Origin of the sequence: Streptomyces sp. NBC_01410 (genome assembly GCF_045040195.1) — a bacterium.
In the GTDB taxonomy this organism is placed as follows: Bacteria; Actinomycetota; Actinomycetes; order Streptomycetales; family Streptomycetaceae; genus Streptomyces.
In genome coordinates this window covers 2,491,828-2,508,072 of record NZ_CP109530.1, presented here as the reverse complement: position 1 = coordinate 2,508,072, position 16,245 = coordinate 2,491,828, and the positions used below count along the sequence as shown (strand labels likewise).

The window sequence follows — 16,245 nt, the reverse complement described above, 5'->3', positions numbered from 1 at the left end:
ACTCGACTTATTCGGCGCTTACCTCTGGGGGCAGAAGCCATGAGGCGTAACCTCGCGGCACGTATGGGTGTGTGGAGCGCACACCATCGCAAAACGGCGATCATCGGCTGGCTGCTCTTCGTCGTCCTCGCCGCGGGTGTCGGCGGGGCATCGGGGATGGTCGAGATGTCCGAGTCCGAACAGGGCACGGGCGACTCCGCACGAGCCCAGAAGATCCTCGACGACGCGGGCCTGGACCAGCCGGCCGGCGAGCTGGTGCTGGTCAGCAGCAGGACGGCCGGCGGCTGGAAGGACGCGGCGCGCGAGCTCGCGGCGGCGATCGAGAAGACCGGCGAGGCACAGAAGGTCGAGCCGCCGCTCGCCTCGAAGAACGGCAGGGAAGCGCTGATCCGTTTCGAGATCAAGGGCGACTCCAAGACGGCCGCTGACCGGGTTCAGCCGGTGCTCGATGCCGTACGGGACATCGGCGAGGCCCAGCAGGGCGTCGAAGTCCACCAGTTCGGGCAGGCCAGCTCGGAGAAGTGGCTCGGGGACCTGCTCTCCGAGGATTTCCAGCAGGCCGAGTTCACCGCGGTGCCGCTGGCGCTCGGCATTCTGCTCGTCGCCTTCGGCGCGGTCGTCGCCGCGCTGCTGCCCGTCGGCCTCGCGCTGACCGCGTGCATGGCGGCCTTCGGTCTGCTCTCGCTCGCCAGCCACCGGCTGCATCTGTTCCAGACCACCTACTCCGTGATGTTCCTGATGGGTCTCGCCGTCGGCGTCGACTACTGCCTCTTCTATCTGCGGCGCGAGCGCGACGAGCGGGCCGCGGGCCACGACGCCGAGACCGCGCTGCGGATCGCGGCCGCGACCAGCGGCCGGGCCGTCCTGGTCTCCGGTGTGACCGTGATGCTCGCGATGGCCGGGATGTTCCTGTCCGGGCTGATGCTCTTCAAGGGCTTCGCGCTCGCCACGATCCTCGTCGTGTTCATCGCGATGCTCGGTTCGGTGACCGTGCTGCCCGCGCTGCTGGCCTGGCTGGGGGACCGGATCGACGCGGGCCGGATCCCGTTCCTGAACCGCCGCGGCAAGAAGGGCGCGCACGCGAGCGGCTCCGTGGCGGGGGCGGTGCTGCGGCCCGTACTCGACAGGCCGAAACTCTTCGCCTTCGGCGCGGTGGCCGTGCTGCTGGCGCTCGCGGCACCGGCGCTGGGGATGAAGACCGAACAGCTCGGAATGGAGAAGCAGTTCGGCTCGGACGCGGCGCTGTCGGTGGCGTACAAGAAGATCACGGAGGCCTTCCCGGGCGGGCCAGAGCCGGCGCGGGTGGTCGTCAAGGCGGACGACATCGGCTCGGAGCGCGTGAGGGGGGCGCTGGCGACGTTCGACAAGGTCACCCTTCACCCGGCGCAGAACATCGCGGAGATCGAGGTGCCGCTGACCGGCAAGGACGCGCTGTCCCGGCTGCGCGACAAGACGGTCCCCGAGGCTTTCGACGGCACCGGCGCACAGGTTTATGTCGGCGGTGAGCTCGCGTCGTCGGTCGACTTCAACGACCAGCTGAAGCGGGGCATCGTGCCGGTCCTCGCGTTCATCACGGCCGTGACGTTCCTGCTGATGCTGTTCTGCTTCCGCTCGTACGTCATCGCCGTCACGTCGATCCTGCTCAACCTGCTCTCGGTGGCGGCGGCATACGGCGTCATGGTCGCGGTCTTCCAGCACGGCTGGGGAGCGTCCGCGCTGGGCACGGAGGCGGTCGGCGCGATCGAGGGCTGGATGCCGCTGTTCGTCCTGGTGGTGCTGTTCGGGCTGTCCATGGACTACCACGTCTTCGTGGTCTCCCGGATCCGCGAGGCGCGTGACAGGGGCGCGACGACGCGGGACGCGATCCACGAGGGCATCCGCCGCACGGCGGGCGCGGTGACGGGAGCGGCGGCGATCATGGTCGCGGTGTTCGCGGTCTTCGCGACGCTGTCCATGCAGGACATGCAGCAGATGGGCGTGGGCCTGGCGGTGGCGGTGCTGCTGGACGCGACGATCGTACGGATGGTGCTGCTGCCGTCGGCGATGGCGCTGCTGGGCGAACGGAACTGGCGCACGCCGAGGGGACTGGGGTGGCTGCCGCGGGTGGACCACGGCGAGGTGGATGCGGCGGGGTCGTCCCGGGCGGGCGAGGCGGTGCGGGTGGGCTAGGCGGTCGTGGTGCGGGCCGGGGGTTTGTTCCCCTACCCGCCCCTTCCCGTAACTGGGGCTTCGCCCCAGACCCCGTATGCGACCTTCGGCCGCATGTCCTCAAACGCCGGACGGGCTGAATAGTTCAGCCCCTCCGGCGTTTGAGGAGCGGGGGTCCGGGGGCAGCGCCCCCGGTTACGAGAAGGGGCGGGGTGGGGGAAAAGCCCGCCGCAGGCGGACCGTTCACGCGCCCAGAACCTTCGCCTCCACCTCCCGCGGCAACCCCACCACCGGCCGGTCAGGCCGCTGCGGCGCCGTCCCCCCGATCGACTGGAGCCACCCCCACGTGTCCGCCACCGTCTCGCCGACCGGCCGACACCTCAGCCCGGCCCCCACCGCCTTCGCGACGCCGACGCGGTGCACCGCGTTGTAGAGCTCGGGCTGCTCGGCCCGGGGGATCCAGATCGGCAGGTCCGTCCAGGGCCGGATGCCCGCCGCGAGGATCGCCTCGGCGGGGGTCCACCGGAGCTCGGGCACCGAACCCGTCGCCCGCCCGCACGCCTCCAGCAGTTCTCCGATCGTCGTCTGCCCCTGCTCGCTCACCAGGTTGTACGGACCGCTCAGCCCCCGCTCCGCCGCCTGGAGCATCCAGTCCGCCAGGTCGCGTACGTCGATGTACTGCAGCGGCGTCTCCCGCGGTCCCGGTGCGAGGACCGGGCCGCCGCGGGCGATCCGGCCCAGCCACCACGGAAGGCGGCCGATGTTCTCCCAGGGCCCGATGATCAGGCCCGCCCGGACCAGCAGCGCGCGGTCCTCGCCGAAGGACTGGACCGCGGCCAGTTCACCGCCCCGCTTGGACTCCGCGTACGGCACATCGCCCGCGTCGGCCGAGCTCTCGACGACTGGGCTGGTCTCGTCGTAACCGGCCGCCGGCGGCCATGCGTAAACGGAAGAGCTCGACACATAGACATAGCGACCGACGCGCCCCGCGAGCAGCCGGGCAGCGTCCCGTACGGCGGACGGCGCCGCCGACCAGGTGTCGACGACGACGTCCCACTCGCCCTCGGTGAGCGCCGCCAGGCCGTCCGGCGCCGTGCGGTCGCCGAGCAACGTGGCCGCACCGGCCGGTGCTTCGTGCCGCCCGCGGTGGAAGACGGTGACCTCCCAGCCGCGGGCCAGTGCCGACTCGACCACCGCACGGCCGACGAACTCCGTGCCCCCCAGAATCAGAAGTCTCATACCGCCGACTCTGCCTGGTAGGGCGGCCTTCGGCACAGGGATTCCGCTGCCAGGGAAAACACCGGGGCGACGGACTGCGGCGCGTCGGGCCTACGGCGTGTACTTGTAGCCGACCCGCCGCACGGTCTGGATCGTACGGCGGTGCTCGGCGCCCAGCTTCCGGCGCAGCCGGGCCACATGGACGTCGACGGTCCGGCCGTCGCCCACATGCCCGTAGCCCCACACCGTGGTCACCAACTGGTCGCGCGTGTGCACCCGGTGGGGGTGCGCCACCAGATGCGCGAGCAGTTCGAACTCGAGGTAGGTCAGATCCAGCGCCTGCCCGTCCACCAGGGCGGTGCGCTGCGAGGCGTCGATCCGTACGGGACCGTCACCCTGCTCGCCGGGCTCCTGCTCCCGCTGCGGCGGCTGCTGCTCGGCCGGTACGAGGACAAGATAGCCGACCATCGGCGGCCGGCCCGGAAGAGTGGGCAGGGTGTGCGGCGGCGCGGGCAGCCAGGTGGCACCCGGCGGCAGGAAGTCGGCGACATCGACGAGGGCGGCCGGTGCGACGACCTCGTCGCGTTCGACGGAACGCAGTCGGTGACGGCCCTCGGGGGGCAGGGTGGTGGCGGGGAGGGCAGAGACGGAACGGGAGTTCGCCATGAGAGGTCAGCTCTTTCGCGCGGAGGAAGTCGTCGAGTCGAGAGGACGGACGTACGTCGTGCGCGCTGGCCGAAGACCGGGGTGAGCGGCTTTAGAGGGCCCGCGCGTTCACCGCGCGGCAACACACCCGGTCGAAGTCGTGGTGCTGCCGGGTAGGCCAGAACGGCTCGAGGTCGGTGCGACCTGTCGCGGTGTGCTGGTGGCTGGCCATGTGCCCATTGAAGCAGATGACATGGTGCGGCAGCACTCGGCTTCCGCTCCTTGATACGGCTCTTGCGTTCCCTTTGCGTGAGGCACGCCGAAGGGCGCCCACCGGCCGGACCGGTGGACGCCCTTGTGTACGCGGCGTGGCGGCGAGGTCAGACCTGGCCGGCCTTCTCCAGCGCGGTGCAGCAGGTGTCGACGATCAGTTGCGTGACGAGGTAGGGGTCGACGTTGGCGTTCGGGCGGCGGTCCTCGATGTAGCCCTTGCCGTCTTGCTCGACCTGCCACGGGATACGGACCGAGGCGCCGCGGTCCGAGACGCCGTAGCTGTACTCGTTCCACGGGGCGGTCTCGTGCAGGCCGGTGAGGCGGTCGTCGATGCCCGCGCCGTAGTTCTTGACGTGGTCGAGCGGCTTGGAGCCCTCGCCCAGCGACTCGCAGGCGGTGATGATCGCGTCGTAGCCCTCGCGCATCGCCTTGGTCGAGAAGTTGGTGTGCGCGCCCGCGCCGTTCCAGTCGCCCTTGACCGGCTTGGGGTCGAGGGTCGCGGAGACCTCGAAGTCCTCGGCGGTGCGGTACAGGAGCCAGCGGGCCACCCACAGCTGGTCGGAGACCTCCAGCGGGGACAGCGGGCCGACCTGGAACTCCCACTGGCCGGGCATGACCTCGGCGTTGATGCCGGAGATGCCCAGACCCGCCTTGAGGCAGTTCTCCAGGTGCGCCTCGACGATGTCGCGGCCGAAGATCTCGTCCGCGCCGACACCGCAGTAGTAGCCGCCCTGCGCGGCCGGGAAGCCGCTCTCGGGGAAGCCGAGGGGACGGGCGCCCTTGAAGAAGGTGTACTCCTGCTCGATGCCGAAGATCGGCTCCTGGGCGGCGAACTTCTGGGCGACCTCGGCGAGCGCGGCACGCGTGTTGGACTCGTGCGGCGTCATGTCCGTGTTGAGGACCTCGCACATCACAAGGACGTCGTCGCCGCCGCGGATCGGGTCCGGGCAGGAGAAGACCGGCTTGAGCACCCGGTCGGAGGCGTGCCCCTCGGCCTGGTTGGTGCTGGATCCGTCGAAGCCCCAGATGGGCAGCTCGGCGCCGTCCGTAAGGATCTTCGTCTTCGAGCGAAGCTTGGCGGTCGGCTCGGTGCCGTCGATCCAGATGTACTCAGCCTTGAAGGTCACGGTGCCTCATCCTTTGCGGGTGCAGCGGTATGTCGCGCAGCTTCGCAATACGGGATTTCCCTTCCATTGCCCGTTTGTGAACCCCACGTTACGCCGGACCGGTGGCCCGGCCCGGCTTCGCGTGAGCCCCCTCTACCCCCTGTTTCACCTGCGGATTTCGTCTCCGGCCAGCCGCTTGACCCCCTACTTGAGCAGCGGCCATGTCGTATACAAGGGTTCGGCAGGACACGGCCTCCGGCGGGATCGAGGAGCCTGCGGCGTTCACGGGCAGACTGGGCCGCATGACGAAGCCCGCGAAGCAGCTGCGTATCGGACTGATCGGCGCCGGCCCCTGGGCGGAGCGCACCCAGGCTCCCGCGCTCGCCGCGCACCCGGGGGTCGACTTCAGCGGGGTGTGGGCCAGACGGCCCGAGGCGGCCGCCTCCCTGGCCGGCGCGCACGGTACCGCCGCGTTCTCCGGTGACGACGGCGTGGACGCCCTCCTCGCGGCCAGTGACGCGGTCGCCTTCGCACTGCCGCCGGACATCCAGGCACCGCTCGCCGCCCACGCCGCGGCGGCGGGCTGCCATCTTCTGCTGGACAAGCCGGTTGCCACCAGCGTGGCGGCGGCGAGCGAGACGGCACAGGCGGCCGAGCGCGCCGGGGTCGCTTCGGTGGTCTTCTGTACCTTGCGCTTCGCCGCGGACACGGCGTCCTGGATCGCCGAACAGGTGGCGGCCGGCGGCTGGTTCACGGCTCATGCGCAGTGGCTCGGTTCGCTCTACGCGCCGGGTGGGGACAGTCCGTACGCCGCCTCGCCGTGGCGGCGTGAGAAGGGCGGACTGTGGGACGTCGGCCCGCATGTGCTCTCCGTACTGATTCCGGCGCTCGGCGATGTGACGGAGGTGACCGCGGCGCGCGGGCCCAAGGACACCGTGCATCTGGTGCTGCGGCACACGTCCGGGGCGTCGAGCACGGCCACGCTGGGCCTGAGCGCGCCAGTGCGGGCGTCGGGCGTGCGCATCGAGCTCGTCGGCGAACGGGGGAAGGTCCAACTGCCGGTGTGGGGAGACGCGGTGCGCTCGTTCGGGGCGGCGGTGGACGCGCTGCTGGAGTCGGCGCGTACGGGGCGGGCGCACGACTGCGACGTACGGTTCGGGCTGCGGGTGACGCAGATCCTGGCGGAGGCGGAGCTCCTGCTCGATCGGTGACCAGGACGGTGCCGTGGGGGGTGCGGCACCGTCCTGGGTTCCGGTTGACGACCGTCAGGATCAGCCGACGCGCTCGATCCTGGCCTTGCGGATCAGGAACTTGCCGGGCTCGCGGACCTGCTCGAAGGCCGCGTTGTTGAGCAGGGCGCAGCTGCCGGACGTCGAGGTGACCTTGACCGTGGTCGACTTGTTGTTGTCGAGGTTGGTCACCTTGAGGCTGGTGCCGACCGGGAACTGGTTGCTGGAGGCGGCGGGTGCGCCGGCTTCGCCGGACAGGGTCACGGTCGACCCGGCGCAGACGACTTCGCCGCTCGCCTGTCCGCCGCCTGCCTGGTCACCGGCCTGGTTTCCGCCCTGGCCGCCGTTCTGGCCGGTGTTCTGGTCACCAGCCTGGCCGCCACCCTGATTGCCTGCCTGGTCGCCGCTCCCGATCTTCTCGATCCTGGCCTTGCGGATGAGGTTCTTGCCGGGCTCGCGGACCTGCTCGAAGGCCGCGTTGTTGAGCAGGGCGCAGCTGCCGGAGGTCGAGGTGACCTTGACCGTGGTCGACTTGTTGTTGTCGAGGTTGGTCACCTTGAGGGTGGTGCCGATCGGGAACTGGTTGCTGGAGGCGGCGGGTGCGCCGGCTTCGCCGGAGAGGGTGACGGTCGATCCGGCGCAGACGACTTCGCCGCTTGCCTGTCCGCCGCCGGCCTGGTCACCGGCCTGGTTTCCGCCCTGGTCGCCGTTCTGGGCGCCGCCCTGGTCTCCCGCAGGCGGCTGAGCGGCCTCACCTCCCCCGCCTCCCACCTCGCACCCGGAAGCCGCCTGCTTCCGCTTGATCTCCTCGATGACCGCCTGCCGGTTCGCGATCCGGGCCTCGGACTGCGCGTCCGGATTGGCACGCTGGCCCGCGATGAAGCTCTCGTTGTTCTTCAGGGCCTGGGTCAGTCCGTCGCAGGCCACCGACGCGTTGCTGGTGCCGGTCATGGCTACTGCCGTACCGCCCACTACTGCGGCGGCGCCGACGAGCAGAGCGATCTTCTTCTTACCGCTGAGGGTCTTCTTGCGCGACACGTGGGACTCCTGTCGGGTCGGTTCCGTGTGCCGTTACGTACGAGTACGCATCGCGTGTTTCTCAGCCCTCGCACCCACAACTTCCTTAACTTTCCTTAAGGTTGGCGCAGCTCAGAGGGTTCCCGGAGGCGACTCACTCCGGCGGCAGCGCGCGGCACAGCGCGTCCAGCGCTCCCGCGTAACCGTGCTCGGGCGGCGTGGCGTACCCGACGACGAGCCCGTCGCGCCGGTCGTGGCCGTCATGCCTGTCGGCCGGGACGTCCGGGTGGCGGTAGTCGGACAGCCCCTCTACCGCCAGCCCCTGCCAGGCCGCGGCCTTCACCACGGCCCGCTCGGTCCCCGGCGGCAGTTCGAGCACGGCATGCAGCCCCGCCGCGATCCCGCTGACCCGCACGTGCGGAGCCCGCTCCGCCAGAGCCGCGACCAGCTGATCGCGCCTGCGCCGGTGGCGCCGGCGCATCCTGCGCACATGGCGGTCGTACGCCCCCGAGGTGATGAAGTCCGCGAGCGTGAGCTGCTCCGTGGCGCTGGAGTGCTGCTCGCGCTCGCCCTTCGCGGCCACCACGTCGTCCACCAGACGCTCGGGCAGCACCATCCAGCCCAGCCGCAGGGTGGGGGAGAGGCTCTTGCTCACCGACCCCATCAGCACCACCCGGTCGGGATCGAGGCTCTGTACGGCGCCGACCGGCTGACGGTCGTAACGGAACTCGCCGTCGTAGTCGTCCTCCAGGACCAGCCCGCCCGTCGAGCGGGCCCAGTCCACGACGGCCGCACGCCGCTCGGCGTGCAGTGGCCCGCCGGTCGGGAACTGGTGCGCCGGAGTCAGCAGCACGGCGCGGACCTTCCCCAACTCGCCGACCTTCGCGCCGTGTTCGTCGACCGCCAATGGCACGGTGCGTACGCCCTCGTCCGCGAGCAGCCCGCGGTGGAAGGGCAGCCCGTACGACTCCACCGCCCACCGGCCGCCCACGACCGACGCCATCAGCCGCAGCGCATGGGCGGCTCCCGAGCAGACGACGACCCGGTCCGGGACGGTCCGCACGCCCCGCACCCGCGCCAGATACTCGGCGAGCGCCTCCCGCAACTCGGCCCGCCCGCGCGGATCGCCGGGCCCGAAGGCGTCGTGCGGCGCGAGGGTCAGCGCCCGCCGCGCCGACGCCAGCCAGGCGCCACGGGGGAAGGCGGCAGGGTCCGGCCGCCCCTGCACCAGGTCGTACGCCGGGCGCCCGGCCCGCGCCGGGGTGCGCTGTCTGCCCACGGGAGCCACGGGCGCGACCTGCTGGGCGACCCGGGTCCCCGAGCCCTGACGCGCGGTGAGCCAGCCCTCGGCGACGAGCTCGGCGTAGGCGTCGGCGACGGTGTTGCGGGCGATCCCCAGGTCGGCGGCGAGGGAACGGTACGGCGGCAGCCTCGTCCCGGGCGCAAGCCGCCCGCTCCGCACGGCCTCCCGCAGAGCCCGCATCAGCACGGCCCGCCGACTGCCCGCGCCGCTCAGCTCCAGATGCAGATCGGCGCCGAGACTCTCCGCCGAATTGACCCATGATTCCGCCACTGAAATGCACCCCGCTCCCGGTCGCCTGCGCCTCTAGATTCGTACACATGACGACGACAGAGATCAAGCAGACCGTGACCCGGGTCAACTTCGCCAAGCTGGCCCCGAAGGCCTTCCGCGCCGTGATCGGCCTGGACGCGGCGGCCCGCGAGGGCCTGGACCCGACGCTCGTGGAGCTGGTGCAGATCCGTTCCTCGCAGCTCAACCACTGCGCGTACTGCCTCCACATGCACACCGGCGACGCACGCAAGGCGGGCGAGAGCGAGGAGCGCCTGCACATGACGTCCGTCTGGCGGGAGGCGAAGCACTTCTACACGCCGAAGGAACAGGCGGCGCTCGCCCTGACGGAGGCGGTCACTCTGGTCGCGGACGGCGGGGTGCCGGACGCGGTGTACGCGCAGGCGGCGGCGCACTTCGAGGAGCAGGAGCTGGCTCACCTGCTCGCGCTGATCTTCACCATCAACACGTGGAACCGGATAGCGCTCGCGACGGGAAAGGTCGCGGGCACGGACGAGCGCTGACGCACCGCCGCCGGTACTCCGTGCCGCGGTGAGCTCGTACCGGTCCGAGCTACTGCCAGGACCGGCCGAGCACGTCCCGTACCGCCTCCTCCGTACGCCCCACGACCGCCGTCCCGTCGTCCGCGGTGATGATCGGCCGCTGAATCAGCTTCGGGTGCTGCGCGAGCGCGGTGACCCACCGGTCCCGGGAACCCTCGTCCCGTGCCCACTCCTTGAGCCCGAGCTCCTTCGCCTCGGCCTCCTGCGTCCGCGTGATGTCCCACGGCTCAAGCCCGAGCCGCGCGAGGACGGCCCGGATCTCCTCCTCGCTCGGCACGTCCTCCAGATAGCGCCGGACGGTGTACGACGCGCCCTCGCCGTCGAGCAGATCGACAGCACTGCGGCACTTGGAACAGGCGGGGTTGATCCAGATCTCCATGCCGCCACGGTACCGCTCACGCGCCACTCAAACACCGCCTGGCCAGGGCCGATTGTCAGTGGTGGCCAGTAGACTGAACAGTAGTTCGGGATGGTCCCGCCACCGCGCCAGGAGGTTGCCGATGGCCGTTGCCACACTCATTTCGAAGCCCGTGTCCGTGTCCGCGTCCGCGTCTCTGTCCTCGTCCATGTACCAGCCGCTGAAGAAGAAGCCGCTCCCGGCCGGACAGCCGCGCGAGTGGTACGTCTCGCACAACCGCCGGCTCAAAGCCATGCGCCTGGCGATCGCCCTGCTTGACTCGGGGGTCTATCACCCGGCGACGGCGGACAACCGCAGGATACGAGCGACGGCGGAGAGCATCGGAATCCATCCGCCGTCGGACACGACGTGCCGGATGGTGCGGGCGCTGATCCGTTACGGCCGCTGATCCGTTACGTGCCCCGATCCATTGCGGGCGCCGACGAGTTCGCCGGTTGAGGCATGCCCTCCCGCCGCTGTCACCCGGGCGCTCCTGGGTGACAGCGGCGGGACGGCGGCAGGTTGCTTTCGACAAAATCCCGGTGTCGCAGGGTCCGATCGGCGCAGAACCGCGCATTCTGGTCTCACGGTCCGAGTCACTCCGGGGGCAGCCATGTCGCATCCGCACCACGGCCTTCGTATCCGCCGCAGATTTCTCGTGTTCACGGCCGCCGGCCTACTGAGCGCCGGCTCCGCCCTCACCTTCGGCCCGCCCGCCGCGGCCGAACCGGCCACCTCCGTCGCGTATGCCGCGGGGGCGAGCGCGACCCGCTACTCCGGACTCGCCTTCGACACCTGCACGGCGCCACCGCTGTCGGCGATCCAGGCGTGGGGCGCCTCGCCGTACCGCGCCGTCGGGGTGTACATCGGGGGCATCACCCGCACCTGCGCCCAGCCGCAACTGACCGCGTCGTGGGTCGCGTCCGTGTCCGCGCTGAAGTGGCGTCTGCTGCCCATCTACAAGGGCCTGCAACCGCCGTGCGGCGGCAGGCCCACCGACGCCAAGATCAGCCGGGCCGCCGCGACCGCCAAGGGCCAGGGCACGGCCGCGGCAGCCGACGCCGTCGCCAGGGGCAAGGCGCTGGGCATGCAGCCCGGCAGCGCGTTCTACAACGACATCGAGGCGTACTCGCAGACCGACGCCACCTGCCGGACCGGCGTGCTGTCATTCCTCTCCGGCTGGACGAAGGAACTGCATCGGCTCGGCTATGTCTCGGGCGTGTACATGAACCTCAACCTCGGGGCGAAGCAGCTCTCCGACGTGTACACCTCCACCTCGTACGCCCGCCCTGACGCGCTGTGGATCGCCCGCTTCGACGGGGTCGACTCGCTCAAGGGCTGGACCAACATCGCCGATTCCAAGTGGGCGGTGCACCAGCGGGCCAAGCAGTTCAAGGGCGACCACGACGAGACGTACGGCGGCGTCACCCTCAACATCGACACCGACAGGCTCGACGCGCCGGTCGCCACCGTGGCGTACACCTACACCGCGACGAGCGCCACCACGCTCAACGCCCGCACCGGCCCCTCGACGAGCTACCCCGTCGCGAAGACCTACGCGCCCAGGTCCGCGCTCAAGGTGGTCTGCCAGGCGCCCGGTTCCGCGGTCGGCACCACGGCCATATGGGACAAGCTCGCGGACGGCACGTACGTCACCGACTACTACGTCAGCACCCCGTCCAACACCACCTACAGTGCCCCGCTGCCGCGCTGCACGTACCCCTACCAGACCACCGCGACCGTCGCCGAACACACCGGCCCCGGCACCTCGTCCTCCATAGCCGGCACGTCCCCCAACGGGGCGCTGGCGTGGGTGGTCTGCCAGAAGTCGGGCTCGGCGGTCGGCACGACGAAGATATGGGACCGCATCGAGAACGGCCGCTACGTCACCGACTACTACGTGGCGAACCCCAGCAACACGACCTACAGCAAACCGGCTCCCCGCTGCTGAGCGAGGGCCTTCAGTCAGCTTCGGGCAGCTTCAGGCAGCCGTCCCTGACGCCCACGTCGGCCGAACCGCATCTCCCACCGACAGCGACCCGAGCTCCGCGACCGCCGCCTTCATGCCGAAGCTGACCTTGTTGTCGTACTCCGGCTCCCGCCGATACGTCGCCAGCGTGCGGATCGGCTCGGGGCCCGCGCGCAGGCCCGTGAGCTGGTCGACCAGCGGGACGCTGCACCGCATCGCCCTGACCGCGTACGCGAGGTGCACCGTACCGATCTCCAGACGGCGCATCTCGTCCTCGGCGTGCGGCTCGGCGCAGCCGTCGAGGACGATGTTCGCCCGGAAGCGGTCCATCGGCACCGGGGCCGTGCCCCGCGCCGTGATCCGCGCGTTCAGGCCGTCGAGCGAGGCCTGGGACGCCACCAGCACCGCATGCGCGTCCGCGAAACCGACCTTGCCGGGCGTCTCGCCCCACCCGTCCCGGTCGAAGTCCGAAGGCACCCGCACCAGCCGGGACTTCGCCCCCAGCACCTGCGAGAACCACTCGGCGGCTGCGTCCCCTTGATCCGCGCCCTCCCCGATGTCCCGCCCGAACATGCTCACCGGCCGCCGCTCCCCGTCCGGGTCGACGTCCAGTAGTACGCTCTCGACCCCGTCCGCGGACAGCCGCAGCGCGGCGCCCCCGCCGACGATCTCCGGCCGGACCGCAGCCATGGCGGGCAGCGCCCGCTGACTGCGGAACGTCCCGTCCGCGGCGTCGACGACCATGAACGTCCGGTCGTGCTCCAGCCCCATCACGCCGACCCTGGCCGACTCGACTCCGGTCCCGGCACAGCCCTTGACCGGGTAGTACGTCAGCTTCTGCACGGTGATCCCCATGCGACCCGATCGTATGTGCGCCCCGGCGGCGTTCATCCTTCAGAACCCCGGAGCCGGAGCCGGTCGCTGAGGCGCGCCTTCACCCCGGGCCACTCGTCGGCGAGGATCGAGAAGTAGACGCTGTCCCGCCACGTCCCGTCCGGGCGCTGCTTATGGCGGCGCAGGACGCCTTCCCGCTGCGCCCCGAGGCGGGCGATGGCGGCCTGGGACCGCTCGTTCCTGTGGTCCGTCTTCAACTGGACGCGCCCCATGCCCAGTTCCTCGAAAGCGTGGTTGAGCAACAGCAGCTTCGTCTCGGTGTTGACCGCCGTACGCCACGACGCGCGGCCGTACCAGGTCCAGCCGATCTCCAGGCGCTCGTCTCCCGTGTCGACGTCCATGTACGTGGTCCAGCCGACGGCCCTGCCGGTCGAGCGACGGATGACGGCGAACGGGAGGTACCTGCCCTGTTCGGCATCCTTCAGCAGTTCACGGAGCTTGTGGCCGAGCTCGTCCTCCGTGTGCGGAGTGGGTCCGCCCTGCCAGCGCCAGACCTCGTCGTCACCCCCGCCCGCGGCGAATAGGTCTGAGAGGTGATCCGTCGTCAACGGTTCAACGCGTACGTGGTGGCCGGTCAGCGTCACAGGCTGCGGTGTCTTGGCAGGCATGATCCGAACCGTAGCCCGGTCCTGCACTAGCCGCAATGGACTATTGCACTAGTGCAAACCTGGAGGCCGTCAGGGCGACCGTGCCGCTAGGGTGCCCCATCTGTCCAAGCTGCCCAATCGGCCCGACCCACCGACCGATTGACCGACGAGGGGATCGCAGTGGCCCAGCCGAACACCGAGAACCGCCCTCCGGCCCTCCCGCCCGCGCTCGATGCGATGACCGTCCTCGTCGCCGCCGTCATCGTCCACGACCGGGAGACCGACCGCGTCGTCCTCCTTCAGCGCGGCCCCGGCAACAAGTTCGCCCCCGGCCGGTGGGACCTCCCCGTCGGCAAGAGCGAGCCGGGCGAGCCCATCACCGAAACCGCGGTCCGCGAGCTCCGCGAGGAGACCGGTCTGATCGTCAGGGCCGACGATCTCCGCCTCGCCCAGGTCGTCCACGGCGCCTGGGGCGTCGAAGCGCCCAACGGGTTCCTCACCGTCGTCTTCGCCACTCATCAATGGGCCGGGGAACCCGAGAACCGCGAACTCGCCAAGCACACCCAGGTCCGCTGGGTCGACACGGTCGACCTCCCCGAGGAATTCGTACCCACCTCGGCCACGGCCCTGCGCCACTACCTGTCCGGTGGCCCCCAGATCTCACTGCGCGGCTGGGCATCCTGAGCCGACGCCAAACGGCCCCCGGCGCGTGTGACGTGTCACAGACATCCTCGCGGCACTGTGGGAGCTTCAACTCCGTTACTTCTCAGTTGAGTTCGGGCGTTGAGAGGATCGTATGAGCACTCTGGAAGCCGTCATGCTCGACCAGGTGGTCGACACGGCCCGCTACCCCCTGTCGGAACTCGAAAGCGCCGAGGGACAGTCCGTCGTCTCCCGTGCCCGGCGCGAACTGTCGACCGTCGGCTGCACCGTACTGCCGGACTTCATCCGCCCCTCACTCCGCGACGTCCTCCGGCAGGAGTGCTCGGCCATCGCCCCGCGCGCGCACTTCGACACCGAAACCGTCAACGTCTACAACATCCCCGTGGACTCGGCTCTGCCTGAGGACCACCCGGGCCGGCACACCTTCGAGCGGGGCAACGCGTTCGTCGCACGGGACCGTATCCCCGCGGCCTCCCTCATCAGCCGGCTCTACTCCCACACCGCGTTCCAGAGCTTCGTCGCCCGCTGCTTCGGACTGCCGCAGCTTCACGAACTGGCCGATCCGCTCTCCGGGCTGGTTCTCAACGTCGTCGAGCCGGGCATGGAACATCCCTGGCACTTCGACACCAACGAGTACACCGTCAGCATGCTCACCCAGGAGGCGCAGTCCGGCGGCGTCTTCGAGTACTGCCCGAACATCAGGTCCGCGCAGGACGAGCGCTTCGACGACGTCCGCGACGTACTGGACGGCCGGGGCGAGCGGCTGATCCGGTCCCTGTCCCTGCAACCCGGTGACCTGCAGCTGTTCAAGGGCCGCTACTCGCTGCACCGGGTCAGCCCCGTACGGGGCGACATCGCGCGCCACTCCGCGATATTCGCCTACAGCGAGCGCCCCGGCGTCATCGGGAGCGTGGCACGGACCCGGCAGCTCTTCGGCCGCGTCCTGCCCGAGCACGTGGCGGCCGAGGGCCGGGCCGTCCGCGGCGACCGGCTGCTGGACTGACGCCCGTCGCAGACCGCGTCCCCCCCCCACTCTGCGATCCACGCGATCCGCCGCGATCCATGGAGGAGTAAGCCCTGTGCGTTTCGACGCGACCGGAAAAGTCTCGCTCGACCACATCTACACCCAGCCCGATCCGCGCGCCTATTTCAGCGTGCTGCGCCCCCTCGGCTACTGCGTTCCGCAACTGGCCAAGCCCTACTTCGCGAAGCTCATCAAGGAGTACCGGGACTCCCAGCATGTCGCCGTGCCGAAGGTGCTGGACATAGGCTGTTCGTACGGAATCAATGCCGCCCTGCAAAAGTACGACGCGACCATGGACGAGCTGTACGCGCGCTACGGTGACGAGAAGTGCGACGGGGAGAGCCGCGAGGCCCTGCTCGCCCGCGACAAAGAGCTGGCCCGCTCGCGGCAGCCCGCGCAGCCCGTAAGCTTCGTCGGCCTCGACACCTCCGCCAGTGCGCTCTCGTACGCACTCGACGCCGGATTCCTCGACGACGCCGTGCACGCCGACCTGGAGGCGCACGAGCCCACACCGGAGCAGCGCGCCCAGTTCGCCGGGACGGACCTGGTGATCTCGACGGGCTGCCTCGGCTACGTCACCGAGCGGACGCTCAAGCGCGTCGTCGAGGCGCAGGACACCCACCGGCCCTGGATGGCGCACTTCGCGCTGCGGATGTTCCCGTTCGACCCGATCGAGCAGGCGCTGGCCGAACTCGGCTACCGGACCATCCATGTCGAAGGCGTCTTCAAGCAGCGGAGGTTCGCCTCCCTGGAGGAACAGACGCTCGTCCTGGACACGATGTCGTCCAACAGGGTGGATGCGCGGGGCCTGGAGGCGGAAGGCTGGATGTACGCACAGCTCCACCTTTCCCGGCCGCACCGCCCGTCCGGCCCCAACGATCCGAATCGAGAGCAGAGTTGAAGATCAGTCAGGATGTAACAGGCAACGCGACCTTCGCCCAG

The 16,245-nt window shown here is 70.2% G+C and carries 16 protein-coding genes; 8 read left to right on the top strand and 8 right to left on the bottom strand.

Annotation, left to right across the window (positions count from 1 at the left end):
- Nucleotides 1–39 precede the first annotated feature (39 nt).
- Complete coding sequence (locus OG741_RS11575) at nt 40–2,169, top strand: MMPL family transporter (RefSeq protein WP_405596749.1); 2,130 nt, start codon at nt 40–42, stop codon at nt 2,167–2,169.
- A 222-nt stretch (nt 2,170–2,391) separates the two neighbouring features.
- Here the strand turns inward: OG741_RS11575 and OG741_RS11570 are convergent, their stop codons facing one another.
- The 3 genes from OG741_RS11570 to glnII form a co-directional block, all read right to left on the bottom strand.
- The gene (locus tag OG741_RS11570; RefSeq protein ID WP_405596748.1) at nt 2,392–3,387 is read right to left on the bottom strand and encodes an NAD-dependent epimerase/dehydratase family protein; all 996 of its coding nucleotides are present in this window, start codon (nt 3,385–3,387) and stop codon (nt 2,392–2,394) included.
- Between the two features lie 90 nt (nt 3,388–3,477).
- Complete coding sequence (locus OG741_RS11565) at nt 3,478–4,032, bottom strand: winged helix-turn-helix domain-containing protein (RefSeq protein WP_405596747.1); 555 nt, start codon at nt 4,030–4,032, stop codon at nt 3,478–3,480.
- A 359-nt stretch (nt 4,033–4,391) separates the two neighbouring features.
- Nucleotides 4,392–5,411, bottom strand: a complete 1,020-nt coding sequence (glnII, locus tag OG741_RS11560; RefSeq protein WP_405596746.1) for a glutamine synthetase — start codon at nt 5,409–5,411, stop codon at nt 4,392–4,394.
- Between the two features lie 281 nt (nt 5,412–5,692).
- Here glnII and OG741_RS11555 point away from each other — a divergent pair, with 281 nt between their 5' ends.
- The gene (locus OG741_RS11555) at nt 5,693–6,601 is read left to right on the top strand and encodes a Gfo/Idh/MocA family protein (RefSeq protein ID WP_405596745.1); all 909 of its coding nucleotides are present in this window, start codon (nt 5,693–5,695) and stop codon (nt 6,599–6,601) included.
- 60 nt (nt 6,602–6,661) lie between these two features.
- Here the strand turns inward: OG741_RS11555 and OG741_RS11550 are convergent, their stop codons facing one another.
- Together OG741_RS11550 and OG741_RS11545 are read right to left on the bottom strand one after the other, a co-directional pair.
- Nucleotides 6,662–7,657: a hypothetical protein gene (locus OG741_RS11550; RefSeq protein ID WP_405596744.1), complete on the bottom strand. Its 996-nt coding sequence runs from the start codon at nt 7,655–7,657 to the stop codon at nt 6,662–6,664.
- Nucleotides 7,658–7,790: 133 nt separating this feature from the next.
- Nucleotides 7,791–9,209: a PLP-dependent aminotransferase family protein gene (locus OG741_RS11545; RefSeq protein WP_405596743.1), complete on the bottom strand. Its 1,419-nt coding sequence runs from the start codon at nt 9,207–9,209 to the stop codon at nt 7,791–7,793.
- Between the two features lie 47 nt (nt 9,210–9,256).
- Between OG741_RS11545 and OG741_RS11540 the strand changes: the two genes are divergently transcribed.
- On the top strand, nt 9,257–9,730 hold the full coding sequence (locus OG741_RS11540) for a carboxymuconolactone decarboxylase family protein (protein WP_405596741.1): 474 nt from the start codon (nt 9,257–9,259) through the stop codon (nt 9,728–9,730).
- A gap of 49 nt (nt 9,731–9,779) precedes the next feature.
- Here the strand turns inward: OG741_RS11540 and OG741_RS11535 are convergent, their stop codons facing one another.
- Nucleotides 9,780–10,148, bottom strand: coding sequence for an arsenate reductase family protein (locus OG741_RS11535; RefSeq protein WP_405596739.1), 369 nt, complete (start codon nt 10,146–10,148; stop codon nt 9,780–9,782).
- 121 nt (nt 10,149–10,269) lie between these two features.
- Here OG741_RS11535 and OG741_RS11530 point away from each other — a divergent pair, with 121 nt between their 5' ends.
- Nucleotides 10,270–10,575, top strand: a complete 306-nt coding sequence (locus tag OG741_RS11530; RefSeq protein WP_405596737.1) for a hypothetical protein — start codon at nt 10,270–10,272, stop codon at nt 10,573–10,575.
- Between the two features lie 204 nt (nt 10,576–10,779).
- Nucleotides 10,780–12,117 carry a glycoside hydrolase domain-containing protein gene (locus OG741_RS11525; RefSeq protein WP_405596735.1) on the top strand — a complete coding sequence of 446 codons (1,338 nt, stop codon included), beginning with the start codon at nt 10,780–10,782 and terminating at the stop codon, nt 12,115–12,117.
- A gap of 30 nt (nt 12,118–12,147) precedes the next feature.
- On the opposite strand, the gene OG741_RS11520 is transcribed toward OG741_RS11525, so the two are convergent.
- Together OG741_RS11520 and OG741_RS11515 are read right to left on the bottom strand one after the other, a co-directional pair.
- Nucleotides 12,148–12,990 carry an MOSC domain-containing protein gene (locus OG741_RS11520; protein WP_405596734.1) on the bottom strand — a complete coding sequence of 281 codons (843 nt, stop codon included), beginning with the start codon at nt 12,988–12,990 and terminating at the stop codon, nt 12,148–12,150.
- A gap of 32 nt (nt 12,991–13,022) precedes the next feature.
- Nucleotides 13,023–13,637 carry a GNAT family N-acetyltransferase gene (locus tag OG741_RS11515; protein WP_405596733.1) on the bottom strand — a complete coding sequence of 205 codons (615 nt, stop codon included), beginning with the start codon at nt 13,635–13,637 and terminating at the stop codon, nt 13,023–13,025.
- 159 nt (nt 13,638–13,796) lie between these two features.
- Here OG741_RS11515 and OG741_RS11510 point away from each other — a divergent pair, with 159 nt between their 5' ends.
- The 3 genes from OG741_RS11510 to OG741_RS11500 all read left to right on the top strand — a co-directional run bounded on the left by OG741_RS11510 (nt 13,797) and on the right by OG741_RS11500 (nt 16,204).
- A complete protein-coding gene (locus OG741_RS11510; protein ID WP_405596732.1) occupies nt 13,797–14,300 on the top strand; it encodes an NUDIX domain-containing protein in 504 nt (167 codons plus the stop codon).
- A 112-nt stretch (nt 14,301–14,412) separates the two neighbouring features.
- Nucleotides 14,413–15,282 carry an arpA protein gene (locus OG741_RS11505; protein ID WP_405596730.1) on the top strand — a complete coding sequence of 290 codons (870 nt, stop codon included), beginning with the start codon at nt 14,413–14,415 and terminating at the stop codon, nt 15,280–15,282.
- Nucleotides 15,283–15,358: 76 nt separating this feature from the next.
- On the top strand, nt 15,359–16,204 hold the full coding sequence (locus OG741_RS11500; protein WP_405596729.1) for a class I SAM-dependent methyltransferase: 846 nt from the start codon (nt 15,359–15,361) through the stop codon (nt 16,202–16,204).
- Nucleotides 16,205–16,245: the final 41 nt, after the last annotated feature.